Source organism: Vibrio sp. 704, from assembly GCF_033339295.1.
Genome location: NZ_JAWOUH010000008.1, coordinates 1 through 22,353 on the forward strand (window position 1 = coordinate 1; position 22,353 = coordinate 22,353).

The following is a 22,353-nucleotide window of genomic DNA, read 5'->3' on the forward strand; positions in this document are numbered from 1 at the left end:
TGGTGCCGACTACCGGAATCGAACTGGTGACCTACTGATTACAAGTCAGTTGCTCTACCTACTGAGCTAAGTCGGCACACTTTATTCTTTGTGCTTTTGTCCGTGTTATAACATTTCGTTAAGACACCAACAAATCAAATTGTGGTGCCCGGAGGCGGAATCGAACCACCGACACGAGGATTTTCAATCCTCTGCTCTACCGACTGAGCTATCCGGGCAACGGAGCGCTATTAAACGGATTTTCCCGCGTTGCGTCAACCACTTTTTTTAAATAATTTCAAAAAAGTGGTTGTTCGAACGCTTTTTATTCAACTGTCACTACAAAGTTTGCTTCGAGTTAAATTCCTTTTTGAAATTTGTAACTTTTTCTAGGTAGCGACGCGCTTCTGCGTTCGGGTGTTTCTTGGTTAACGCCCAATAAACTTGGTTGGGTTGCAATGAATTAAGATCTTGCATTGCGCGTTTGCGATCACTGCGATGAAATGTGTTTAAAACTCCTCCAGTACCGCCATTGTAAGCTGAAATCATGCTGTACTCGAGAGAGGTAGGGTGGCGGACTTCTCTTAAATAACGATTTTTTAAGATATAGAAATACGCAGTACCAGTATCTATGTTGTTTTCTGGATTAAACAAATATTCAGGGCTTGGTTGGCCCGAGCGCTTTTTCACGAGTTTGAACACATCTCGTCCCGCTGTTTTAGGTACAACTTGCATTAGGCCATATGCATTTGCCCAACTTACCGCGTATGGGTTGAAACTGCTCTCGGTTTTAATAATGGCGTATATCAAGTCTTCTGGAATGTCGTATTTCTTGGAAGCTCGACGCACGATATCGGCGTATTGGTAGCTGCGAGTTGAAAAGTGGTCTTCAACCATGGGAATTTCGACGTAATACGCTTTCTTGAAATCTACATTTTTGGTTTTTATTTTATTTGCGATGAGGTATTCCGCAAATCGGTTTGCCCGCCAAGACCATTGAATTGGCTTATTGTCTTGGTCGACAACTTGTTTATACAGGAATGGTTGCCCCTCTAACGTGATACCTTTAGAGGAGAATAAGTCGACGTGAGCGGGATCGTCTGGTGTTAATAAGGTGGTGACAATCGCGTCTTTTAGGTGTTTTTGGGGCTCGGTCGGTGATACGGTCTCTATCGTGATCACGCCTTTGCGAAAGTCGACCTCGGCGCGGCTAAGGTAGTTATCGATGTACTTAACGTAATTACTCTTGCCTGCGTACTTGATTTCTTTTTTACCCCAGCGCTTTTGAATATTGCCTGAAAAGCTATTGATTAAGGCATCTAGCGCCGCAGTATCTTTTTCAAATTGTCCTGGTAGCTCAGCTAAGTTATTGGCAAAACGGTTTGTTGGCTCGTAGTTGACGTCATAAATCTTTTCGACGAATTCACGGCTACAGCCTGCCATTAAAAGTGCGGCAGCAATAAAGACAATTTTTTTCATAAGTATCAGAGTTATTGAAGGTAATAGAAAAATGACACCACAAATGGTTGTGATGTCATTGTTTAACTCAAGCGACTTTATTCGCTCGGCGGTGTGTAACCTTCGATATGAACGTCTTTTCCTTCAAAGAGGAAATTTACCATTTCTGTTTCGATCAGTTTGCGGTGTTCTGGATCCATCATGTTGAGTTTCTTCTCGTTGATCAACATGGTTTGTTTGTGTTGCCACTGAGCCCACGCTTCTTTCGAGATGTTGTCGAAAATGCGTTTACCTAGTTCACCAGGGTAAAGTTGAAAGTCTAGACCTTCGCCTTCTTTCTTTAGTCGAGCACAAAATACAGTGCGGCTCATAATGACTCCTTGTATTCAATTAACGAAGTTCGTGGGGTAGCGTTTCCAGCAATAGTTTTACTGGCGCGGCTAAACCGACTTCTTCAGGTTTAGATAAGTTATACCAAAGACCTTTGTTGCCTTCCATTATCACGTCCGGTTGCTTTGATAAATCAATCAAAATTGGCGTGATATCTAGGTGGTAATGGCTGAATGTATGACGAAAGGTAATCAGTGTTTGCTTCTGTTTGATATTGCTGGCTTGAATGCCGCGTTGATCCAGTAGCAATTCAATGTCGCTTTCTGCATCCACATGTTCGGTTTGTGGGAAGCAGAATAAGCCACCCCAAATGCCTGTTTGTGGTCTTTGCTCCAACCACACCTCATGACCATTTTCGGTGTTGTGGTGAAGCATCACGAAACGAGTTTGCTTGATTGGTTTATCTTTCTTCGGTTTTTTGCCCGGGTAGTCGAGCACATTACCTTGTTGTTTTGCCACACACAGGTCAGCAACAGGGCAGAGGCTACATTTGGGTTTGCTGCGAGTGCAGACCATTGCGCCCATGTCCATCATTGCCTGGTTATACTTATCTACATCCGTTTGTGGGGTATGCGTTTCGGCAATTTCCCACAGCTGGTTTTCAACCTTTTTTTGTCCTGGCCATCCTGCAACTGCGAAACAGCGGGATAGGGTGCGCTTCACGTTACCATCAAGAATCGCGTGTGGTTGTTTATACACAGACGATAAAATGGCGGCAGCAGTAGAGCGACCAATCCCCGGTAGGGCGTTCATTTTCTCTATATCAAGAGGAAACTCACCATTGTATGTAGAGGCGACCTCTTGTGCTGCTTTGTGAAGGTTACGGGCTCGGGCGTAATACCCTAAGCCAGTCCAAAGGTGTAGGACTTCATCTTGCTCAGCATTGGCAAGATCGATTACGGTTGGAAAGCGCTCCAAGAAACGTTGGTAATACGGAATAACCGTAGTGACCTGAGTTTGCTGAAGCATAATTTCAGACAACCAGACACTGTATGCGGTCTTATTTTGTTGCCACGGAAGATCTTTTCTTCCATATGCGTCATACCATTCTAGGATGGCACTGGCGAAAGGTGTCACGACTTGCTCTGTATTCTATTATTGGTTAGGTGCAAAATTGCACCACATAATGGGCAAGAAGTACAACGGATAAACAGTAGGGATATAAAGAGGTGTTTCGTTGCTTTTGGATTGCCATAGACCAAGAGCTCAACAAATACTTGCACCTAAGTAAATTCTTTGGATAATCCCCGCTTTGATTAATCAATGTGCAGGCAAAATCAATGAGTGAAGTAACCACTAACGAATACAACGAAGACGGAAAGCTGATCCGCAAAATCCGCAGCTTTGTACGCCGTGAAGGGCGTTTGACTAAAGGTCAAGAGAGCGCGATGAATGAATGCTGGCCTACGATGGGTATTGACTTCAAAGCTGAACTTCTCGATTGGAAAGAGGTGTTTGGCAACGATAACCCAGTAGTGCTTGAGATCGGTTTTGGTATGGGTGCTTCATTGGTTGAAATGGCAAAGAACGCGCCAGAGAAAAACTTCATCGGTATCGAAGTTCATAGCCCAGGCGTGGGTGCTTGTCTTGCCGATGCTCGCGAAGCGGGAATTACTAACCTGCGTGTAATGTGTCACGATGCGGTAGAAGTATTCGAACACATGATCCCAAATGGCAGCTTATCGACACTGCAATTGTTCTTCCCAGACCCTTGGCATAAGAAGCGTCACCACAAGCGTCGTATTGTTCAATTAGGTTTTGCGGAAATGGTGCGTGAGAAGCTTATCCCTAATGAAGGTATTTTCCACATGGCGACCGACTGGGAAAACTACGCAGAGCACATGATTGAAGTGATGAACCAAGCGCCTGGTTTCGAAAACATTGCTAAAGATGGTGATTTCGTTCCTCGTCCAGACGATCGCCCGCTAACGAAGTTTGAAGCTCGTGGTCACCGTCTTGGTCACGGTGTTTGGGATATCAAATATAAGCGTATTGCGTAACCAGAGGAGTTCATGGGATGTACCATTACGCGATATTAGCGAATCCGGGTCATAACCGAATTTACTTTGATAGCGCAATGACCATTGCCTGTTCTGAACTAAAAGCAATTTTAGTTTCACAAGGCGTGGATGTGACAGAAATTGGTAGTAAAGACGTTGGCTTACCTGCTGCGTTGGTGTTTTCTTGTCAGGAAGCGCTAACCGATGAGCAGGCGCGAAGAATCGCAGCCTCTTCGATTTACTATGCGCTATTTGAAGTGCGCGAAGATGGTTTACTTCGACCAGTTCAAGCGCCCGTATTTAACACTTTCCCGGAAAGCATGAGCCAGATTTTGCGCTACACCGGGAAAACAAATGAGCAGTTTACCCGTTTGATGGTGAATATCGGCATTAGTGCGTCCAATACGGGAAGTGAACAACTGACCTTAATGGATCCAATGTGTGGTAAAGGTACAACCTTATTTGAAGGCTTGATCCACGGTTTGAACGTGGTAGGGGTTGAGATCAACGCCAAGTGGGTGCAAGAGATCCAGACCTTTATTGTTAAGTTCATGAAGAATGGCCGCTTTAAGCACAAAGTGAGCAAAGAAAAGCGCACTGCGGGTGGCAAGAAAGTGGCGGATGGTTTCGTGGTTGAAGCTGCAGCAAATAAAGAAGATTACAACCAAGGCAATCTTCAGTTTATGAAGCTGTATTCGGCTGATACTCGTATCGCTGATCAAGTCGTGAAAAAGAACTCAGTTGATGTGATGGTGTCTGACTTGCCTTACGGCGTGCAGCACGGCAGCAAAAATGCCAAGGACAGCAAACTGAACCGTAGTCCACTAGAGCTTTTAAAAGAGGCTCTGCCTGCATGGAAAGTGGTATTGAAAAAGCAAGGTTCAGTGGTGTTGTCTTTCAATGAATTCACATTGAAATGGAAAGATGTCGCGGCATTATTTGAAGAGCAAGGTTGGAAGGTACTTTCAGAAGAGCCTTACATCGGTTATCTTCACCGTGTTGATCAATCTATCAACCGCAATATTATTGTGGCAGTAAAACCATAATCGACTTGAGTCGAACGAACCCTATGGAAAAGCCAACGACACGTTGGCTTTTTTTACCTCTGAGCTCAACGAGTTCTCTTGTAAATAGAAGGTAGAGAATGAAACCGACAGTGGAAATTTTGACAGATATTTTGGCGGAAGTACGCCCTTTAATCGGCCAAGGTAAAGTGGCTGATTACATTCCTGCTCTGGCAAAAGTACCCAGCAACAAGTTAGGTATTGCGGTATACACCAACGAAGGTGAGGTTATTAAGGCGGGTGATGCCGATGAACCTTTCTCTATCCAATCTATTTCAAAAGCATTGAGCTTGACGTTAGCGATGTGCTTGTACAAGCAAGAAGAAATTTGGTCTCGAGTGGGAAAAGAGCCTTCGGGGCAGGCATTTAATTCGCTAATCCAGCTAGAAATGGAGCAAGGTATTCCTCGTAATCCATTTATAAATGCTGGAGCGATAGTAGTGGCGGATTTGTTACAAACTCGCTTATCTGCGCCTCGTCAGCGCCTGTTGGAGTTTGTGCGTCAGCTTTCTGGTGATACCCATATTGTGTATGACAAAGTCGTTGCGGCATCCGAAATGATGCATGGTGATCGTAATGCGGCGATTGCATATCTCATGCGTTCGTTTGGCAACTTCGAAAATGAAGTGATTCCAGTACTACAAAATTACTTCCACGCTTGTGCGCTGAAGATGAGTTGCGTCGATTTGGCTAAAACGTTTAGCTATTTAGCAAACAAGGGCACATCGGTACAAACGGGTAAGCCTGTAGTTTCTCCTGTGCAAACCAAACAACTTAATGCACTGTTAGCAACGTGTGGCTTGTATGATGGCGCGGGCGAGTTTGCTTATCGCGTTGGAATGCCTGGTAAGTCTGGTGTTGGTGGTGGCATTATCGCGGTAGTACCTGGTGAAATGACCATTTCAGTATGGTCTCCAGAGCTTGATCCTTCAGGTAACTCGCTTGCGGGTACTAAGGCGCTTGAGCTGCTCTCAGAGCGAATTGGCCGTTCAATTTTCTAATGTTAGAAATGTGTCAACCTTATTTAGGACGGCACAGTTTCTAAATAAAAAGCCTCTCAATTGAGAGGCTTTTTTTGTTTTGGGGTTGCGTTACTCTTCGCTTTCTTCGGCCATAAAGGCTTCGAGCAAATCATTAAGGAAGAGCTTCCCTTTTTCAGTAATTTGCCAGTGGGTAGGCGTTTCACTCAGGTAGCCCATTTCTATCGCCCAGTTGATGGTTTCTTGAATCGTACTAAGCGGTAAGCCCGTGGTGTCCACGTAATCTTGCTTCGGACAGGCTTCAATTAAGCGGAATCGGTTCATAAAGAACTCGAATGGACGATCTTCATCCGCGACGACATGTTCCGTATGCAGATAAGGTTTGACCATATTTTGATAAGCCGCTAAATAGCCTCGCGGGTGTTTTACCTTTGTCGTTCGAATAATACGTCCGTCGGTAAAACTGAGTTTGCCATGAGAGCCACAACCGATACCAAGGTAATCACCAAAGCGCCAGTAGTTGAGGTTGTGCTGACACTGATAGCCCGGCTTACTGTAACCGGAGATTTCATATTGCACATAACCCGCGGCTGCAAGTTTTTGGTGTCCGAGCTCGAAAATATCCCACAAGTCATCATCGTCAGGTAGCGTTGGTGGCTTGTAGTAGAACATGGTGTTTGGTTCGATGGTCAGCTGATACCAAGACAAGTGCGGCGGTGCCAACTCAATCGCTTTGTCCAAATCTGCCAAGGCTTGTTCGATGCTTTGATCAGGTAAGCCGTGCATGAGATCGAAGTTAAAGCTGTTCAAACCGATTTGGTGCGCCAGCTGAGCAGCGTTGACGGCTTCGTCTTGGCCGTGAATACGCCCCAAACGCTCAAGCTTTTGTTGCTCAAAGCTTTGCACGCCGATAGAGATACGCGTTACCCCGGCTTTACGGTAGCCAACAAAACGCTCTGCTTCGATGGTGCCTGGGTTCGCTTCCATGGTTATTTCGATTTCAGGCTTGAACGGAATACGCGCTTCAATGCCCTTAAGTAGACGCTCGATGCCTTCTGCCGAAATCAAACTCGGCGTACCACCACCAATGAAGATTGAATGCAGTGGACGTGGCGCTTCGTTAAGTCGGTATTTCTCAATGTCGGTATCCAAATCTTCTAAAAGGGCACTGATGTACTCTTCTTCTGGAATCTCGGTTTTGAGCGCGTGAGAGTTAAAGTCGCAATACGGGCACTTTTGCACACACCAAGGGATGTGTACATACAAGCTGAGTGCTGGGGGCGTTAACATGGTCTAATTCGCTCGTGATTACTGAGACACTTGCTCAGACAGTTGAGCAAACAACGACTTGAGCGCTTTACCGCGGTGAGACAGTTGTTTCTTACGTGCAGGTTCAAGTTCGGCTGACGCACAGTTGTCTTCAGGAACAAAGAAGATTGGGTCGTAGCCAAAGCCATTTTCACCGTGTGCTTCAGTTAGAATTCGGCCTTCCCATTTACCGTGACAGACGATAGGCGTTGGGTCGTTCTCGTGACGCATGAGGACTAATACGCAGTGGAAACGTGCTGTACGCTCTGCTTCTGGTACGCCTTCCATTGCCGCTAGCAATTTTTCTAGATTCTCTTGATCAGATGCGCTCTCGCCTGCGTAACGTGCAGAGTAAATGCCCGGAGCGCCTTTTAAGAAATCGACTTCTAATCCAGAGTCGTCTGCAATGGCAGGAAGCCCTGTTTCTTGTGCGGCATGGCGAGCTTTAATGATTGCGTTTTCAATGAAAGTTGTACCCGTTTCAGCTACTTCCGATACATTGAATTCACTTTGCGCTAATACTTCAAAGCCGAAGTCAGACAATAAATCTGCCATTTCACGAACTTTGCCTTGGTTACCAGTTGCTAGCACAATTTTTTTCATGGGAATCTCTTTTAATAGTGATAGAGGAGAACAAATCGTTCTCCTCTAGATATTCTTTAACTAATAAGTGGTTTTTAGCCTGCTTAGATCCAAAAGCTTTTGGAACATCACAACCCAATTACTCTTCAACATAAAACTTCTGGGTGAATTTAAGCTTACCTGAGCCTTTGTTTCCAGCTTTTACGTCAATATCGAAAGTAAAAGTTTCTTCGTGGGTAATTGGCAGTTCGGCTAAATAGTATATCGCATTGCCTTCTTTGACTTCACGAAAGGTCAAGGTCTGAGTTTGGCCGATAAGGTTCTTCGCGCGTCCAGCAATTTTTGCTTCTAATGCTGGCTTACCCAATGAAGCTCTATCTAACACGCTAATATTAACCACAGCGAGGTATCCATTACGTTTGATATCGTAGCTACGTGCGACTTTGGGTGTTAGGAATGTTGAGTTAAACGCTACATAGTGTACTTCGATATCTTTCATATTTTTAAACTGATCGGCGAAGCTTGGTAACGACAACAGGCTAATCAGTAATGCGGTAATCCATTTGCTCATTGTTACTTCCTCAAAGCACTTGTTATAAAACAACCATAGCTGCAATTTTACCTTGGTCAGGGGGTAAAAAATGCGTACTCAGTCGTTGGTATTAGTAAGTGTGGTACAAAATCGTAAATAAAAAGCCATCATAAGATGGCTTTAATTTCTGTCGGTATCTGGGTAGGCGATTCTATCCGAATTTGTTTGTGCCGTCCTAATTCACCTTTTTCTATGTTAACCAAGCCCTTAGCGATTTTAAACTGCTTGGCTAAGAACTTAGTTAGGTGTGCATTAGCTTTGCCATCGACAGGTGGAGCAGTAATGGCGATTTTTAGCTCTTCACCATGCAAGCCAACGATTTTATCGCGGCTAGCTTTAGGTTGAATATAGAGCTTCAGGATGATGTCCTCACCATCTTGCCAAACTGCAGCTGACATTATAGCTGGAACCAAATTGGACCAATGATATCGCCCATTAAGAAGTTCGCGAACTGCAAGCCGATAAATAACACCAGTACGCTTAAATCAAGACCACCAATAGCCGGAAGAATACGACGGATTGGAGCGCACATTGGCTCGGTCAGTTGATGGAATACGTACTCGATAGGGCTGCGGCCTTGGCTTACCCAGCTCAAAATTGCACGGATCAATAGTACCCAGAACAATAGGCCACCTGCGGCTTTGATTAATGATAATAAGCCCAAGAATAAGAAGTCAGCGCTGAAAGAGACGGAACCGTTCGAAGCTATTAGGATAAGCACGACAAATTTAAGCACACACAACACGTAGGCAAACAACACGGTTGCTAGGTCAATATTCCCCACGGAAGGGATAACGCGGCGCAATGGACCAATGACCGGCTGAGTCGCTTTTACTATAAATTGCGAGAATGGGTTGTAGAAGTCTGCGCGCGCAGCTTGCAACCAAATTCGCAAAATTACGACCATGATGTACAGGTCAAATAGGGTTGAGATGAGAAAACTCATTGAATTCATAAGGTACCCTTAACAAGTGATGGATGATACTAAACGGAGTTCATCCAAATAATTAAAACAGTTTTTCCATTTCTTCCGCGCGAGCCACAGCAGCTTGCATGGCTTTAGCGACAATATCTGAAAGTTGATGTTCGTTGAATGTACGCAGTGCTTCTGCCGTTGTCCCACCTTTCGAAGTTACGTTCTCACGCAGGGTCGATAGCTCAGTTTCTGGGTTGCTAACCACCATACTGGCCGCGCCCAGTGCAGCTTGCTGAACCAATAGTCGAGCGGTCTCTTTATCAAAGCCTTGCGCAATCGCTTCTGCTTGCATCGCTTCCATAAACAGGAAGAAGTATGCTGGAGCACTGCCCGCTGCGGCAATCACATTATTGATGCCAGACTCTTGCTCAACCCAACATACTTTACCGACCGCTTCCATTAACTCTGCGGCAAAAGCTTTGTCGTGCTCGGTTACATGAGTTGGTGCGAACAACCCACTCATACCCAACCCAAGTTGTGATGGCGTATTTGGCATAACACGAACCAAGTTCAATTTGGTGGCTAGCATATCATCCAATCGTGAACAGTTGATGCCTGCGGCAATAGAAATCACCAGTTTATTAGTGAAATCGATCGATTGCAGTGGTTTACAGACATCCGCCATCATTTGCGGTTTTACAGACAATACCACCACATCCGCCTCGGTCGCAGCTTGGATGTTATCGCTGGTGGTACGGATGCCAAAATCTTGTTCTAGCAGAAGGCGGCGAGCCTCTGAAGGAGCCGTCGCGGTAATGTTTTGCGCTGGGTATCCGTTAGCAACCAAGCCGGAAACAATGGCTCTCACCATGTTGCCAGCACCAATGAAGGCGATTTTTTTATGTTCCATTAGTCTGATTTCCATCATGATATTTAGAATTTGTTGTGCGCTCAGGTGTATAATGGCGCCGCTGTTACTTACTGCTCCTATTGGCGAGTAAGATGATTGCGCATTTACGCTCTAACGATTGACGACATAACTTATGTCGCGAGTGAGCGTTTTGTTGATTTAGCTGTAGTCTCGTGCGCCGAAAATAGCGGTTCCAATACGAACCATTGTACTACCAGCTTCGATTGCAGCGGTCATATCACCACTCATTCCCATTGATAATGTATCGATTTCTGGGAACTGTGCTTCGAGTGTTTGCTTCAACGTAGCCAACTTCTGAAATTCATGGAGTTGTGATTCGTAGTCAGACACGTTGGCAGGAATCGACATCAACCCTCTTAAAGTGAGGTTGGGTAGGCGAGAAATCAACTCCGCCAGCTCGAATACTTCCGCTTCAGTGACACCAGACTTAGATGCCTCACCACTGGTGTTAACCTGAATCAGAACTTGTAGCGGTTTAAGTTCGCTTGGACGCTGATCATTCAGGCGTTGAGCAATCTTGGTTCGATCGATGGTGTGAACCCAATCGAAATGTTCGGCAACAAGTCGCGATTTATTCGACTGAATCGGGCCAATGAAGTGCCATTCGATTCGATTATCTGGATAATGCTCGGCAAAGTGCTGAACTTTACTGACGCCCTCTTGGACGTAGTTTTCACCAAAGGCGGTTTGTCCCGCTCGGTAGGCTTCGAGAATTGCCTCGACAGGTTTAGTTTTGCTTACCGCTAGAAGTTGCACTGACTCTGGAGTTCGACCACATTTTTGCTCGTCATATCGAATTTGAGAGGTGATATGTTCAATATTTTGTTGAATACTACTCATAGCTGTACTTTAGACTTAAGGATTTTAAATGGATATCACTGAGTTACTGGATTTTAGTGTAAAACATAATGCCTCGGATCTACATCTTTCTGCAGGTGTCCCACCAATGGTTCGTATTGATGGGGATGTGAGAAAACTAGGTATTCCAGCGTTTACACACCAAGAAGTGCATCGTTTGGTTTTCGAAATCATGAACGATGCCCAACGCAGTGAGTTCGAAGAAAAACTCGAAGTCGATTTCTCTTTTGAGTTGCATAACGTTGGCCGTTTCCGTGTCAACGCCTTCAATCAATCTCGCGGTTGTGCGGCAGTATTCCGTACCATTCCAAGTAGCATTCCAACTCTGGAAGAGCTAGAAGCGCCAGAGATCTTCAAAAAAATTGCGAACGCTGAAAAAGGCTTAGTTCTGGTCACTGGCCCAACAGGTTCAGGTAAATCGACGACCTTAGCAGCCATTGTTGACTACATTAACCGTAATCACAACAAGCACGTACTCACAATTGAAGATCCGATTGAATTTGTTCACAACAACAATAAATGTTTGATCAACCAGCGTGAAGTTCACCGTGACACCCATAGTTTCCAAAATGCTTTGCGTAGTGCATTGCGCGAAGACCCGGATGTGATTCTAGTCGGTGAGATGCGTGATAAAGAAACCATCAGCCTTGCCTTAACGGCGGCAGAAACGGGTCACTTAGTTTTCGGGACGTTGCATACCAGCTCGGCGGCAAAAACTATTGACCGTATTATCGATGTTTTTCCTGGTAGTGATAAAGATATGGTCCGCTCGATGCTATCTGAGTCTCTTCGTTCGGTTATCGCGCAAAAGCTTCTGAAGCGTAATGGTGGTGGCCGTATTGCATGCCATGAAATTATGATGGCAACGCCTGCGATTCGTAATTTGATCCGCGAAGACAAAGTCGCGCAGATGTATTCGATCATTCAAACAGGTGCGGCTCACGGCATGCAAACCATGGAGCAAAATGCTCGTCAGTTAATGGCGCAAGGCATGGTTGCTCGTGAAGAGGTCGATAGTAAGATCGGATTAGAAGTGCAGCAATTCTCGTAACGTTCATACAGATAATGGTGAATACGGAAGATGGATCTAGATAAATTTCTCGAAGGCATGTTGGCGCTGAAAGCGTCGGATCTTTACATCACGGTTGGAGCGCCAATTCTATTTCGTGTGGATGGCGAATTGCGTCCGCAAGGGGAAAAACTTACCGAGAGCGATGTGGCTGCATTACTCGACAGCGCTATGGAACCAGATCGGCGTCAGGAATTTCGTAAAAGTCGCGAGTCAAATTTTGCCATTGTGAGAGATTGTGGCCGCTTCCGTGTGAGTGCCTTTTTTCAACGCGAGTTACCAGGCGCAGTGATTCGTCGTATTGAAACCAATATTCCTACTTTTGAGCAGTTAAAGTTACCGTTAGTGTTGCAAGATTTGGCAATAGCTAAGCGTGGTTTGGTGCTGGTGGTCGGTGCTACTGGATCGGGTAAATCGACCACCATGGCGGCGATGACAGGCTATCGAAACAGCAATAAAACCGGGCATATTTTGACGGTCGAAGATCCGATCGAATTCGTGCATGAACACAAGCGCTGTATCGTGACTCAACGCGAAGTTGGGTTAGATACGGAAAGCTATGAAGTTGCGCTTAAAAACTCGCTGCGCCAAGCACCAGATATGATTTTGATTGGTGAGATCCGTAGCCGTGAAACAATGGAATACGCGATGACCTTCGCCGAAACGGGTCACCTGTGTATGGCAACGTTGCACGCCAACAATGCAAACCAAGCTTTAGAGCGCATTCTTCACTTGGTACCGAAAGATCAAAAAGAACAATTCTTGTTCGATTTGTCGATGAACCTAAAAGGCGTGGTTGGTCAGCAGTTGATCCGAGATAAAAATGGGCAGGGACGTCATGGTGTATTTGAGATCTTGCTAAATAGCCCACGTGTGTCGGATTTGATTCGTCGCGGAGATTTACATGAGTTGAAGTCAACCATGGCTCGCTCAAATGAGTTTGGTATGCTGACGTTCGATCAATCTCTCTATAAGTTAGTGATGCAAGGTAAGATCAGCGAAGAGGATGCACTACATAGTGCCGACTCGGCAAATGATCTGCGCTTGATGTTGAAAACGCAGCGTGGTGAAGCATTCTCTACGGGCAGTTTGGCGAACGTTAAGATCGATATGGATTAATCCAATCCAGAAACAAAAAAGGTTGGCAGGAGCCAACCTTTTTTCATTGTGCTTGAAGTGTTTACTCACCCCAAAGGGCTTCAAACCAGCTTTCTAGAATCACCACTGCTGACTGGCAGTCAACATTACCTTTCGATAGGGCTTTGTAGCCGCCCATGCTGAACAACTCCGCACGAGCTTCTGCAGTAGATAAACGCTCATCATGCAGTTCAACAGGCAATCCGTATCGGCCTTGCAGACGCTTAGCAAATTTTCGTGCACGAGGGGTTATGGTCTCAAGGTCTTTACCATGCAGATCGGTCGGTAAACCGACCACTAGCAAATCTGGTTGCCACTCTTTGATTTGCTTTTCGATATCGTCCCAGTTTGGAATACCGTCATTGGCTTTAAAGGCTTTTAATGGGGAAGCTGTACCAGTAATTTCTTGGCCAATAGCGCTACCAATGCTTTTGGTTCCAAAGTCAAAAGCCATAATTGTGCGTGACATAAGGTGTCTCTATCTAATGTAACTGTATATTTGGACTAAGCATGTCCAGAGTCTGCTGAAAGGTGACTTGGGTCGATGCCCAGCTTTTCGACCGCTTTCTTCCAACGCTCGTTGATTGGTGTATTAAAGATAATTTCAGGCGTAGCTTCAATGGTGAGCCAAGAGTTTTCGACCAGCTCACTTTCTAATTGGCCTGCACTCCAACCGGAGTAGCCAAGTGCCACTAGGTAATCACTTGGTTCTGCTTCTGTTCCTAACACCGAAAGAATATCTCGCGAAGTGGTTACCGCGAGGTCGTCGGTCATTTGGACGCTGGACTCGTAGTAATCTTTGGGTTTATGCAAAATAAAACCACGATCTTCCGAGATTGGGCCGCCATTGTAGACTGGTCTATCTAGACTGGCTTCAAATAGGCGCGGGTGTACTGGCTGAACTTCCACCTGCTTGAGCATGTTGCCGACGGTGATATCAACAGGAGCATTGATCATCAGCCCCATAGCGCCGTCTTCGTTGTGCTCACAAACGTAGATCACGCTGTTTTGAAAGTACGGATCTTTCATCCCAGGCATGGCAACCAAAAAGTGATTTGTGAGATTCATACTCATACTGACCCTTAACTCTCGTAAATGCCCTTAAGCAAACATCATACAATTTACCATCTAGGTATGTGCATGAGTTTGCTTAAGTTAATGTACTACGCTCTCTATTAACTGTAATACAGTTTGAGTTATTCGCCTTTTACTCGACGTTCAATCGCATCCATCAGCTTGCCTGTGATTGAGATATCAAAAGCTGCTTCAATTTCGCGAATACAGGTTGGACTGGTGACGTTGATCTCTGTTAGCTTGTCGCCAATTACGTCAAGGCCAACAAAGATAAGGCCTTTTTCTTTCAGTGTCGGAGCAACGGTTTGCGCAATTTTGAGGTCGGTTTCGCTTAGCGGACGAGCTTCACCAGTACCACCAGCGGCTAGGTTGCCGCGCGTTTCGCCTTTAGCAGGAATGCGTGCTAGACAGTAAGGCATAGGTTCGCCATCTACCACTAGGATACGTTTGTCACCGTTGCTGATGTCTGGCACGAAGGTTTGTGCCATTGCGTAGTTTTGACCGTGGTTAGTCAATGTCTCGATGATCACAGAGACGTTTGGATCGTTTTCTTTTACACGGAAGATGGACGCGCCACCCATACCATCAAGCGGTTTCAGGATGACATCACCATGTTTTTCACGAAATTCTTTAATTTTCTCTGCTTTTCGCGTCACGATCGTTGTAGGTGTCAGCTCTGGGAACCATGCCGTAAACAGCTTTTCGTTACAATCACGTAAGCTTTGAGGCTTGTTAACGATCAGTGCACCTTGTTCTTCTGCACGCTCAAGGATGTAAGTCGCGTAGATGTATTCAGTATCAAACGGAGGATCTTTACGCATTAGCACCGCGTCTAGCTCAGACAGTTCGATAGTTTGCTCTGATTTGAACTCGTACCAACCGTTTGGATCTTCTTTTAGTTCTACCACTTTAGTATCTGCAATGGCAACGCCTTGATCGAGATGCAGATCATTCATTTCCATGTAGTGGATTTCATAGCCGCGTCGTTGCGCTTCAAGCATCATGGCAAAGCTAGAGTCTTTTTTGATGTTAATGGACGAGATTGGGTCCATTACGATACCGAGTTTGATCATTATTTTTCTCCGTTTAACCAAGATCGCCGAAACGAACTTGTAAGGCTGTAATTGCTGTCAGAGCCGCTGTTTCGGTACGCAGAACGCGAGGGCCGAGTAGCGTTTCTTCAAATTGGTATTCTCGAGTCATCTCGATCTCTTCAGACGATAAACCGCCTTCAGGACCGATCAGTAGGCGCACTTTTTCAACCGGGGTTGGCAAAGTGTTGATTGAGTATTTAGCACGAGGGTGAAGGTTAAGCTTTAAACCATCGTACTCTTCTTTACACCACTCTTCCAAGCTCATAATTGGACGAATTTCGGGCACGACATTACGCCCACATTGCTCACAGGCACTGATGGCGATTTTCTGCCATTGCGCGAGTTTTTTCTCAAAACGCTTTTGGTCAAGCTTGACGCCACAACGTTCAGAAATCAGAGGAGTGATGGTATTGACGCCAAGTTCAACAGACTTTTGGATGGTGAACTCCATCTTATCGCCACGTGAAATGACTTGACCAAGGTGCAGATCTAAAGGGGATTCAATACTGCTTTCTACACGCTCGGTGATGTTAACCAAAACTGATTTCTTGCTGACTTCACTGATAACCGCTGGGAACTCTGCGCCACTGTTGTCAAAAAGGAGAACGTCTTGGCCTTCTTTCATGCGCAAAACACGACCGATATGGCCTGCTGCGTCGTCACTTAAAGCAAGTGAGCCAAGTTGATGAATGGTTTCTGGATGATAAATTCGAGGGGTACGCATGAGATTTCCAGCAAGAGAATAAACTTAAACCCTAACATGGATGCTTTGCACCGAAAAAACAAGGGGCAAGAAGCGTTTCAATATCAGTAATTGAAACGCTTCGAGGTCGGAGGTTACAGTGCGCGGCAGGCTTCTTGAACAAATGGGTTGTGATTGCCCTGTACTTTTGCAATGCGCTCGTCACGCTCACATTCCCATTTATCGACAGGATAGGTTTTGTTCCAAGCACTCATTAATTGCGTTTGCTGCTTCGACAGTTTGAAACCGTACTCTTTGCTCATGTATAGATAGGTACGAGCAATTGAGCCACGCGCACGGTCTGGTGGCATGACTTTACGCTGCTTAAAGTTCACTTGCATCTCACAGCGACCATAACTCACGCCATCCATACCGTTCCATTGGCTGAAGTTGTAGTTCGAACGGTCACCGTTTACTTCACCAATAGCAGGGGTTAGGTTGTGCAAGTCTGCTTCCATCAAACGAAAAGTTTTGTCTTTTTTCTTACAGTTTTTACGTCCGCCATCTTGCCAGCATTGACGCTGGTGGCCAAATTGCCACGCAGGAACAACGTGCTCCCATTCGATTCGTGCAGCCCGTTTTTCTTGTTTACGGACTTGGTAACCGCAAGAGGCTAAATCGGGTAAGCCTTTCTTGCCTTGCCATTGAATGTTACAGCCACAGTAGAAGCTTGTTGGGTGGTCTTGATAAATTTTGACCGCCTCACGTTTGGCTGCAGAGAATGAGCTCGGTGGAGCGGCAATCGCAGTGCTAGAAAGCGAGATAAGCAACAGAGAGAATAAGTATTTCATGATAAAAGTCTTTATAAAGTATGACTTTATTCATGATAACACGCATAAAATAGCTTTAGTGATGAGTAAGTTAACAATAAGTGGCGAAGGGAAGGTTTTGATCAACCGATCTTTATTTTGGGAACGCAAGTAACACTATGAGGTAAGGGCTACGATAATTGAATGCCGGTGAAGTTAAGTGGTTGGCGGCATTTTTGACAAGAGTACGTCGCCTCTTCGCGCAGCACTTTATTATGACGGCGAATCGATAGAGGGTAGGTCATACAACCACAACGATACTCAAAGGTTTTACCTTGAACGGATTTTACTTCAAAGCTGTGAGTGGTTTTGGCTGGTACGTTAAATACGGCTTCCATGACGCCTTTCCATTCTTTACCGTGAGGCCTAACTCGCCCGTAAACCTGATAAGTAATCAGGTGTGCTACTTCATGAGGAATGACTTCATCTAAGAATGCTTGGGTGTTTTCGCGAAATAAAACAGGGTTTAGGCGTACTTGATTTAATTGAAGGTAGGCTTTTCCTGCCGCTTTCCCACGAACGTCGAAGGTGATTGTTGGAATCGGGAAAGAACGTTTGAAAGCTTGTTCCGCCATCGCGATACAGTCCGCCATCACTTGCTTGGCTTTATAGCTGAGTTCTATATCCACAATTCACCTCGATAAATCAAATAAAAAAGCCCCCGCATTTGCGAGGGCCAGATCATAGCATCAGTTAATTATGGTGTGTGTTTTTTCTTGATGGTGGCATGGTAAGCGTGCCATGTACCGTAGCCTAGAATTGGCATGGTAAACAACATTCCGATCCCGTAGGTCGCAAAGCCGATAAGAATACCGCCACAGATGATCGCTGCCCAAACAATCATTGCTGGAATGTTGGATTTCACTGCATTAAAGCTGGTAAATACAGCGGTCATCATGTCTACGCGACGCTCCATCATGAGCGGAATAGAAAAGGCTGAAATGCTAAACACCAAACAAGCCAAAACAAAGCCAACTAAAGAGCCGATGACAAGGAAGGGTAGGAACTCACTTAAAGGTGCCCCTTGAACAGAAGGGTAGAGTGCATGAAGTAGAGCGGCAATGCGCATCCAAAATATCATACACACTGCGAGTAACACGGCGAACGCCCATTGAGATGTTGAGTTACGACCGATCGCTTTCATTGAATGGAACAAGCTTGCTTTGTGTCCGCGCTCTCTCTCCCAACTGGCATCATACAAACCCAGCGCGAGAAACGGACCAATTAACATGTAAACAATCAAACTGGGCATGACGACTAAGTGTGTGCCTTGCCACTGTACGAGCAAAACAATGCCTATCGCAGCTGCCATAAAACAGATGCCATAGAAAGCACTAATAAGCGGCATTCGCACGAAATCATGCAGACCTAATGCGAGCCAATGAAAAGGTGCAGAAAGATTGACCGTATTGCACGGTATGGTTCTGGCGTATTCGTTGTCTGGCACTTCCTTTCGCTTGTTGTGGAAGTCCGATGGATTAACAGTTCGAGGCATAACTCCTCCTTGATTTATTCCCACATTATCCGCTTATACCAACTGACAGCGGTTTTTGTTCAGTCAAACTTGAAGCGACTTTTTCAAGTTTACATCTGAGCATTGGCTTAGTTTGGTATCGGCCATAAAGATGCTTAACTCATGTCTTTACTTAAGTGTTGCTTCCACAGTCGCCAGCCTCCGACGTCTCTATTTAAATTGGAATTAACAATATTTTAACTATTGGCGGAGATGGGATAATTTACAAATAATTGCTTAAAATTTATTCGGTATAAAAATGAGGGAGAAACAGGACTGCTTTGTGGGGCAGGGCGGTATGAGCCGAAATGACTATATAAAAGTTGCTGAAAATAAAAAGCCCCCACCATAAGCGAGGGCTTGATTGATTCTTGCTTAGCTTGATTATTTGATGCCAGCGAAATCGCGTAGAAGTGCAGCTTTGTCTGTCGCTTCCCACGGGAATTCTTCACGACCGAAGTGACCGTAAGCCGCTGTCTTCTTGTAGATAGGTTGAAGAAGGTTAAGCATTTCTTGTAGACCGTATGGACGTAGGTCGAAGAATTGACGAACCGCTTCAATGATGATGTCGTGAGGTACTTTCTCAGTACCGAACGTTTCCACCATGATAGACGTTGGATCAGCAACACCGATTGCGTAAGAAAGTTGGATCTCACAACGGTCAGCCATGCCTGCCGCTACGATGTTTTTCGCTACGTAGCGTGCTGCGTATGCTGCACTACGGTCAACTTTTGATGGATCTTTACCAGAAAACGCACCGCCACCGTGACGAGCTGCGCCGCCGTAGGTATCTACGATGATCTTACGACCAGTTAGGCCACAGTCACCCATAGGACCACCGATTACGAAGCGACCGGTTGGGTTAATGAAGAAGTTTGTTTCTTTGTTGATCCACTCAGAAGGTAGCACTGGCTTAATGATCTCTTCCATTACCGCTTCACGCAGGTCTGAAGTTGAGATTGAGTCACAGTGTTGAGTTGAAAGAACAACCGCGTCGATACCAACGATGTTACCTTGATCGTATTGGAATGTTACCTGAGATTTTGCATCAGGACGCAACCAAGGTAGTGTGCCGTTTTTACGAACTTCTGCTTGCTTTTGAACAAGACGGTGAGAGTAAGTAATTGGCGCTGGCATTAGTACTTCAGTTTCGTTACAAGCGTAACCAAACATGATGCCTTGGTCGCCTGCACCTTGTTCTTTAGGGTCAGCTTTATCAACACCTTGGTTGATATCTGGCGACTGTTTACCGATTGTGTTTAGTACCGCACAAGAATCTGCGTCAAAGCCCATATCTGAATGTACGTAGCCGATTTCACGAACGGTTTCACGAGTTAACTCTTCGATGTCTACCCATGCTGAAGTCGTGATTTCACCACCCACCATTACCATACCGGTTTTAACGTAAGTCTCACATGCAACACGAGCCTTTGGATCTTGCTCTAGAATCGCGTCAAGAACCGCATCAGAAATCTGGTCTGCAATTTTATCTGGATGACCTTCTGATACTGACTCAGAAGTAAACAGGTGCTTAGCCATGTTAGCTCCACTATATCTGGTTTAAAACTGGGGAATGATAAACTCTCCAGCGCAAATTAATACTAATTTTTGTAGGTGTATCTACATCTAGACGTCTATTCTAAATTTGATTGCTCGAATTACAAGCTCTTTTTTGGTTTTTGTTATAACCAAACGTTTGCCTGATTTATTGATAATTTTAAGAACTTCGAACGATTTGGCGCGAAAGGTGCAATATTTGTGAGGTTTTGGACTGGAAAACGTTTGCACACCCAACAGGGCTTTGAGAGAATTATGACCTACTTTTCGTTTCGCTTAATGTACTCAGGAGCAGACATGTCGTCTCGTAAACATCTTGCCAATGCAATTCGTGCTCTAAGCATGGATGGTGTTCAACAAGCTAACTCAGGCCACCCAGGCGCACCAATGGGTATGGCTGATATCGCTGAAGTTCTTTGGCGCTCTCACCTAAACCATAACCCTTCAAACCCAGAGTGGGCCGACCGCGATCGCTTTGTGCTGTCAAACGGTCATGGGTCAATGCTTATTTACTCTCTACTGCACTTAAGCGGTTACGCGCTATCTATTGACGATCTGAAAAACTTCCGTCAATTGCACTCAAAAACCCCAGGTCACCCAGAGTACGGCTACGCGCCTGGTATCGAGACAACAACTGGTCCTCTAGGTCAAGGCATCACTAACGCTGTTGGTATGGCGATCGCAGAGAAAGCACTAGCGGCACAGTTCAACAAAGAAGGTCACGATATCGTTGACCACTTTACGTATGTGTTCATGGGTGACGGCTGTCTAATGGAAGGCATCTCGCATGAAGCATGCTCTCTTGCTGGGACGTTAGGTCTAGGCAAACTGATCGCGTTCTGGGATGACAACGGCATTTCTATCGACGGTCACGTTGAAGGCTGGTTCTCTGACGATACACCTAAGCGTTTTGAAGCGTACGGCTGGCATGTAATCCCAGCAGTCGATGGTCACGACTCAGACGCGATCAACGCAGCAATTGAAGCAGCAAAAGCGGACCCACGTCCTACGCTTATCTGTACCAAAACAATTATCGGTTTCGGTTCTCCTAACAAGTCTGGTTCGCACGACTGTCACGGTGCACCACTAGGTCACGATGAAATCCAAGCGGCTCGCGAATACCTAGGTTGGGAGTACGGCCCATTTGAGATCCCGGCAGATGTTTACGCTGAGTGGGATGCAAAAGAAGCGGGCGCCGCGAAAGAAGCAGCTTGGAATGAAAAATTCGAAGCATACGCTGCAGCTTACCCTGCAGAAGCGGCAGAGCTTAAACGTCGTCTAAACGGCGAACTTCCTGCACAGTGGGAAGAAAAAGCGAACCAAATCATTGCCGATCTTCAAGCAAATCCAGCGAACATTGCATCACGTAAAGCGTCGCAAAATGCACTAGAAGCGTTTGGTCAAATGCTTCCTGAGTTTATGGGTGGTTCTGCTGACCTAGCGCCTTCTAACCTGACCATGTGGTCTGGTTCTAAGTCTCTAGAAATGGAGGACTTCTCTGGCAACTACATCCACTACGGTGTGCGTGAATTCGGTATGACCGCTATCATCAACGGTATCGCATTGCACGGTGGTTTCGTTCCTTACGGCGCAACATTCCTAATGTTCATGGAATACGCTCGTAACGCAATGCGTATGGCTGCGCTGATGAAAATTCAGAACATCCAAGTTTACACGCATGATTCGATCGGTCTTGGCGAAGATGGCCCAACTCACCAACCTGTTGAGCAAATGGCGTCTCTACGTGTAACTCCAAACATGAGCACATGGCGCCCATGTGACCAAGTTGAGTCTGCAGTTGCATGGAAACTAGCGATTGAACGTAAAGATGCACCAACTGCACTTATCTTCTCTCGTCAAAACCTAGCGCAACAAGAGCGTACTGCTGAACAAGTCGCAGACATCGCGAAAGGTGCTTACATCCTGAAAGATAGCGAAGGTAAGCCTGAGCTAATCCTTATCGCAACAGGTTCTGAGGTTGAGCTTGCAGTGAAAGCCGCTGAGCAACTAACTTCAGAAGGCAAGAAAGTACGCGTTGTTTCAATGCCATCAACAGATGCTTTCGACAAACAAGACGCCGCTTACCGTGAAGCTGTACTGCCATCAGACGTAACGGCACGTATCGCTATTGAAGCGGGCATTGCTGATTTCTGGTACAAGTACGTTGGCTTCGACGGTCGCATCATCGGTATGACAACATTCGGTGAATCTGCACCTGCTGGTCAGCTATTCGAGATGTTTGGCTTCACGACTGAAAACGTAGTGAACACAGCAAAAGAATTGCTAGCGTAATTGCAGGA

The 22,353-nt window shown here is 45.6% G+C and carries 24 protein-coding genes and 2 tRNA genes; 6 read left to right on the forward strand and 20 right to left on the reverse strand.

All coding sequences use genetic code 11. From position 1 onward, the window contains the following. From R7R24_RS12815 to mutY, 5 genes are all read right to left on the reverse strand, one after another. Window positions 1-76, reverse strand: a tRNA-Thr gene (locus R7R24_RS12815). 66 nt (window positions 77-142) lie between these two features. Further along, window positions 143-218 (reverse strand) — tRNA-Phe (locus R7R24_RS12820). Between the two features lie 100 nt (window positions 219-318). After that, window positions 319-1,458: a membrane-bound lytic murein transglycosylase MltC gene (gene mltC, locus R7R24_RS12825; protein ID WP_005381001.1), complete on the reverse strand. Its 1,140-nt coding sequence runs from the start codon at window positions 1,456-1,458 to the stop codon at window positions 319-321. A 77-nt stretch (window positions 1,459-1,535) separates the two neighbouring features. Then, on the reverse strand, window positions 1,536-1,808 hold the full coding sequence (locus R7R24_RS12830) for an oxidative damage protection protein (protein ID WP_005381002.1): 273 nt from the start codon (window positions 1,806-1,808) through the stop codon (window positions 1,536-1,538). Window positions 1,809-1,827: 19 nt separating this feature from the next. Next, window positions 1,828-2,904: an A/G-specific adenine glycosylase gene (mutY, locus tag R7R24_RS12835; protein ID WP_017635575.1), complete on the reverse strand. Its 1,077-nt coding sequence runs from the start codon at window positions 2,902-2,904 to the stop codon at window positions 1,828-1,830. 203 nt (window positions 2,905-3,107) lie between these two features. On the opposite strand from mutY, the gene trmB reads away from it, so the two are divergent. From trmB to glsB, 3 genes are all read left to right on the forward strand, one after another. Further along, complete coding sequence (gene trmB, locus R7R24_RS12840; RefSeq protein ID WP_005384506.1) at window positions 3,108-3,827, forward strand: tRNA (guanosine(46)-N7)-methyltransferase TrmB; 720 nt, start codon at window positions 3,108-3,110, stop codon at window positions 3,825-3,827. A gap of 17 nt (window positions 3,828-3,844) precedes the next feature. Then, window positions 3,845-4,873 (forward strand): TRM11 family SAM-dependent methyltransferase, encoded by a 1,029-nt coding sequence (locus R7R24_RS12845; protein WP_191116328.1) that lies wholly within the window; start codon window positions 3,845-3,847, stop codon window positions 4,871-4,873. A gap of 98 nt (window positions 4,874-4,971) precedes the next feature. Next, window positions 4,972-5,892, forward strand: coding sequence for a glutaminase B (gene glsB, locus R7R24_RS12850; RefSeq protein WP_005381007.1), 921 nt, complete (start codon window positions 4,972-4,974; stop codon window positions 5,890-5,892). 90 nt (window positions 5,893-5,982) lie between these two features. Here glsB and hemW read toward each other — a convergent pair whose 3' ends face one another. The 7 genes from hemW to R7R24_RS12885 form a co-directional block, all read right to left on the reverse strand. Further along, complete coding sequence (hemW, locus tag R7R24_RS12855) at window positions 5,983-7,161, reverse strand: radical SAM family heme chaperone HemW (protein ID WP_191116329.1); 1,179 nt, start codon at window positions 7,159-7,161, stop codon at window positions 5,983-5,985. A gap of 18 nt (window positions 7,162-7,179) precedes the next feature. After that, entirely contained in the window at window positions 7,180-7,782 is a 603-nt protein-coding gene (locus tag R7R24_RS12860) for an XTP/dITP diphosphatase (RefSeq protein WP_005381009.1), read from the reverse strand. A gap of 118 nt (window positions 7,783-7,900) precedes the next feature. Continuing rightward, window positions 7,901-8,332, reverse strand: a complete 432-nt coding sequence (locus R7R24_RS12865) for a DUF4426 domain-containing protein (protein ID WP_005381010.1) — start codon at window positions 8,330-8,332, stop codon at window positions 7,901-7,903. A 128-nt stretch (window positions 8,333-8,460) separates the two neighbouring features. Beyond that, window positions 8,461-8,751, reverse strand: coding sequence for a DUF167 family protein YggU (gene yggU, locus R7R24_RS12870; RefSeq protein ID WP_065274862.1), 291 nt, complete (start codon window positions 8,749-8,751; stop codon window positions 8,461-8,463). Then, the gene (locus R7R24_RS12875) at window positions 8,751-9,308 is read right to left on the reverse strand and encodes a YggT family protein (protein ID WP_005381012.1); all 558 of its coding nucleotides are present in this window, start codon (window positions 9,306-9,308) and stop codon (window positions 8,751-8,753) included. Before R7R24_RS12875 ends, yggU begins: the two co-directional genes overlap by 1 nt. 52 nt (window positions 9,309-9,360) lie before the next feature. Further along, window positions 9,361-10,179, reverse strand: coding sequence for a pyrroline-5-carboxylate reductase (gene proC, locus R7R24_RS12880; protein ID WP_005381013.1), 819 nt, complete (start codon window positions 10,177-10,179; stop codon window positions 9,361-9,363). 159 nt (window positions 10,180-10,338) lie between these two features. Further along, complete coding sequence (locus R7R24_RS12885) at window positions 10,339-11,040, reverse strand: YggS family pyridoxal phosphate-dependent enzyme (RefSeq protein ID WP_064354309.1); 702 nt, start codon at window positions 11,038-11,040, stop codon at window positions 10,339-10,341. Between the two features lie 28 nt (window positions 11,041-11,068). On the opposite strand from R7R24_RS12885, the gene R7R24_RS12890 reads away from it, so the two are divergent. Together R7R24_RS12890 and R7R24_RS12895 are read left to right on the forward strand one after the other, a co-directional pair. Next, window positions 11,069-12,109, forward strand: a complete 1,041-nt coding sequence (locus R7R24_RS12890) for a type IV pilus twitching motility protein PilT (RefSeq protein ID WP_005381015.1) — start codon at window positions 11,069-11,071, stop codon at window positions 12,107-12,109. Window positions 12,110-12,139: 30 nt separating this feature from the next. Next, a complete protein-coding gene (locus R7R24_RS12895; RefSeq protein ID WP_005381016.1) occupies window positions 12,140-13,246 on the forward strand; it encodes a PilT/PilU family type 4a pilus ATPase in 1,107 nt (368 codons plus the stop codon). 61 nt (window positions 13,247-13,307) lie between these two features. Here the strand turns inward: R7R24_RS12895 and ruvX are convergent, their stop codons facing one another. The 8 genes from ruvX to metK all read right to left on the reverse strand — a co-directional run bounded on the left by ruvX (window position 13,308) and on the right by metK (window position 20,035). Then, window positions 13,308-13,733 carry a Holliday junction resolvase RuvX gene (gene ruvX / locus R7R24_RS12900; protein ID WP_005381017.1) on the reverse strand — a complete coding sequence of 142 codons (426 nt, stop codon included), beginning with the start codon at window positions 13,731-13,733 and terminating at the stop codon, window positions 13,308-13,310. Between the two features lie 35 nt (window positions 13,734-13,768). Beyond that, window positions 13,769-14,332: a YqgE/AlgH family protein gene (locus R7R24_RS12905; RefSeq protein WP_005381020.1), complete on the reverse strand. Its 564-nt coding sequence runs from the start codon at window positions 14,330-14,332 to the stop codon at window positions 13,769-13,771. Between the two features lie 128 nt (window positions 14,333-14,460). Continuing rightward, a complete protein-coding gene (gene gshB, locus R7R24_RS12910; RefSeq protein ID WP_005381021.1) occupies window positions 14,461-15,411 on the reverse strand; it encodes a glutathione synthase in 951 nt (316 codons plus the stop codon). Between the two features lie 13 nt (window positions 15,412-15,424). Continuing rightward, window positions 15,425-16,156 (reverse strand): 16S rRNA (uracil(1498)-N(3))-methyltransferase, encoded by a 732-nt coding sequence (gene rsmE, locus R7R24_RS12915; RefSeq protein ID WP_065274860.1) that lies wholly within the window; start codon window positions 16,154-16,156, stop codon window positions 15,425-15,427. Between the two features lie 113 nt (window positions 16,157-16,269). Continuing rightward, a complete protein-coding gene (gene endA, locus R7R24_RS12920) occupies window positions 16,270-16,965 on the reverse strand; it encodes a deoxyribonuclease I (RefSeq protein WP_033907455.1) in 696 nt (231 codons plus the stop codon). Window positions 16,966-17,114: 149 nt separating this feature from the next. After that, a complete protein-coding gene (locus tag R7R24_RS12925) occupies window positions 17,115-17,612 on the reverse strand; it encodes a SprT family zinc-dependent metalloprotease (RefSeq protein ID WP_005384539.1) in 498 nt (165 codons plus the stop codon). Window positions 17,613-17,680: 68 nt separating this feature from the next. After that, window positions 17,681-18,478 (reverse strand): DUF2189 domain-containing protein, encoded by a 798-nt coding sequence (locus tag R7R24_RS12930; protein WP_085570065.1) that lies wholly within the window; start codon window positions 18,476-18,478, stop codon window positions 17,681-17,683. Window positions 18,479-18,880: 402 nt separating this feature from the next. Next, window positions 18,881-20,035: a methionine adenosyltransferase gene (gene metK, locus R7R24_RS12935; protein WP_005384541.1), complete on the reverse strand. Its 1,155-nt coding sequence runs from the start codon at window positions 20,033-20,035 to the stop codon at window positions 18,881-18,883. A 315-nt stretch (window positions 20,036-20,350) separates the two neighbouring features. Here metK and tkt point away from each other — a divergent pair, with 315 nt between their 5' ends. Further along, window positions 20,351-22,345: a transketolase gene (gene tkt / locus R7R24_RS12940; RefSeq protein WP_085570064.1), complete on the forward strand. Its 1,995-nt coding sequence runs from the start codon at window positions 20,351-20,353 to the stop codon at window positions 22,343-22,345. Window positions 22,346-22,353: the final 8 nt, after the last annotated feature.

Excerpts from the sequence above, each read along its gene's own strand:
- ruvX (WP_005381017.1), bottom strand. The coding sequence starts at position 13,733 with ATGTCACGCACAATTATGGCTTTTGACTTTGGAACCAAAAGCATTGGT.
- trmB (WP_005384506.1), top strand. The coding sequence starts at position 3,108 with ATGAGTGAAGTAACCACTAACGAATACAACGAAGACGGAAAGCTGATC.
- R7R24_RS12895 (WP_005381016.1), top strand. The coding sequence starts at position 12,140 with ATGGATCTAGATAAATTTCTCGAAGGCATGTTGGCGCTGAAAGCGTCG.
- tkt (WP_085570064.1), top strand. The coding sequence starts at position 20,351 with ATGTCGTCTCGTAAACATCTTGCCAATGCAATTCGTGCTCTAAGCATG.
- R7R24_RS12865 (WP_005381010.1), bottom strand. The coding sequence starts at position 8,332 with ATGAGCAAATGGATTACCGCATTACTGATTAGCCTGTTGTCGTTACCA.
- R7R24_RS12875 (WP_005381012.1), bottom strand. The coding sequence starts at position 9,308 with ATGAATTCAATGAGTTTTCTCATCTCAACCCTATTTGACCTGTACATC.
- R7R24_RS12845 (WP_191116328.1), top strand. The coding sequence starts at position 3,845 with ATGTACCATTACGCGATATTAGCGAATCCGGGTCATAACCGAATTTAC.
- gshB (WP_005381021.1), bottom strand. The coding sequence starts at position 15,411 with ATGATCAAACTCGGTATCGTAATGGACCCAATCTCGTCCATTAACATC.
- yggU (WP_065274862.1), bottom strand. The coding sequence starts at position 8,751 with ATGTCAGCTGCAGTTTGGCAAGATGGTGAGGACATCATCCTGAAGCTC.
- R7R24_RS12890 (WP_005381015.1), top strand. The coding sequence starts at position 11,069 with ATGGATATCACTGAGTTACTGGATTTTAGTGTAAAACATAATGCCTCG.
- R7R24_RS12830 (WP_005381002.1), bottom strand. The coding sequence starts at position 1,808 with ATGAGCCGCACTGTATTTTGTGCTCGACTAAAGAAAGAAGGCGAAGGT.
- hemW (WP_191116329.1), bottom strand. The coding sequence starts at position 7,161 with ATGTTAACGCCCCCAGCACTCAGCTTGTATGTACACATCCCTTGGTGT.
- R7R24_RS12905 (WP_005381020.1), bottom strand. The coding sequence starts at position 14,332 with ATGAATCTCACAAATCACTTTTTGGTTGCCATGCCTGGGATGAAAGAT.
- R7R24_RS12930 (WP_085570065.1), bottom strand. The coding sequence starts at position 18,478 with ATGCCTCGAACTGTTAATCCATCGGACTTCCACAACAAGCGAAAGGAA.
- rsmE (WP_065274860.1), bottom strand. The coding sequence starts at position 16,156 with ATGCGTACCCCTCGAATTTATCATCCAGAAACCATTCATCAACTTGGC.
- mltC (WP_005381001.1), bottom strand. The coding sequence starts at position 1,458 with ATGAAAAAAATTGTCTTTATTGCTGCCGCACTTTTAATGGCAGGCTGT.
- proC (WP_005381013.1), bottom strand. The coding sequence starts at position 10,179 with ATGGAACATAAAAAAATCGCCTTCATTGGTGCTGGCAACATGGTGAGA.
- metK (WP_005384541.1), bottom strand. The coding sequence starts at position 20,035 with ATGGCTAAGCACCTGTTTACTTCTGAGTCAGTATCAGAAGGTCATCCA.
- glsB (WP_005381007.1), top strand. The coding sequence starts at position 4,972 with ATGAAACCGACAGTGGAAATTTTGACAGATATTTTGGCGGAAGTACGC.
- R7R24_RS12860 (WP_005381009.1), bottom strand. The coding sequence starts at position 7,782 with ATGAAAAAAATTGTGCTAGCAACTGGTAACCAAGGCAAAGTTCGTGAA.
- R7R24_RS12885 (WP_064354309.1), bottom strand. The coding sequence starts at position 11,040 with ATGAGTAGTATTCAACAAAATATTGAACATATCACCTCTCAAATTCGA.
- endA (WP_033907455.1), bottom strand. The coding sequence starts at position 16,965 with ATGAAATACTTATTCTCTCTGTTGCTTATCTCGCTTTCTAGCACTGCG.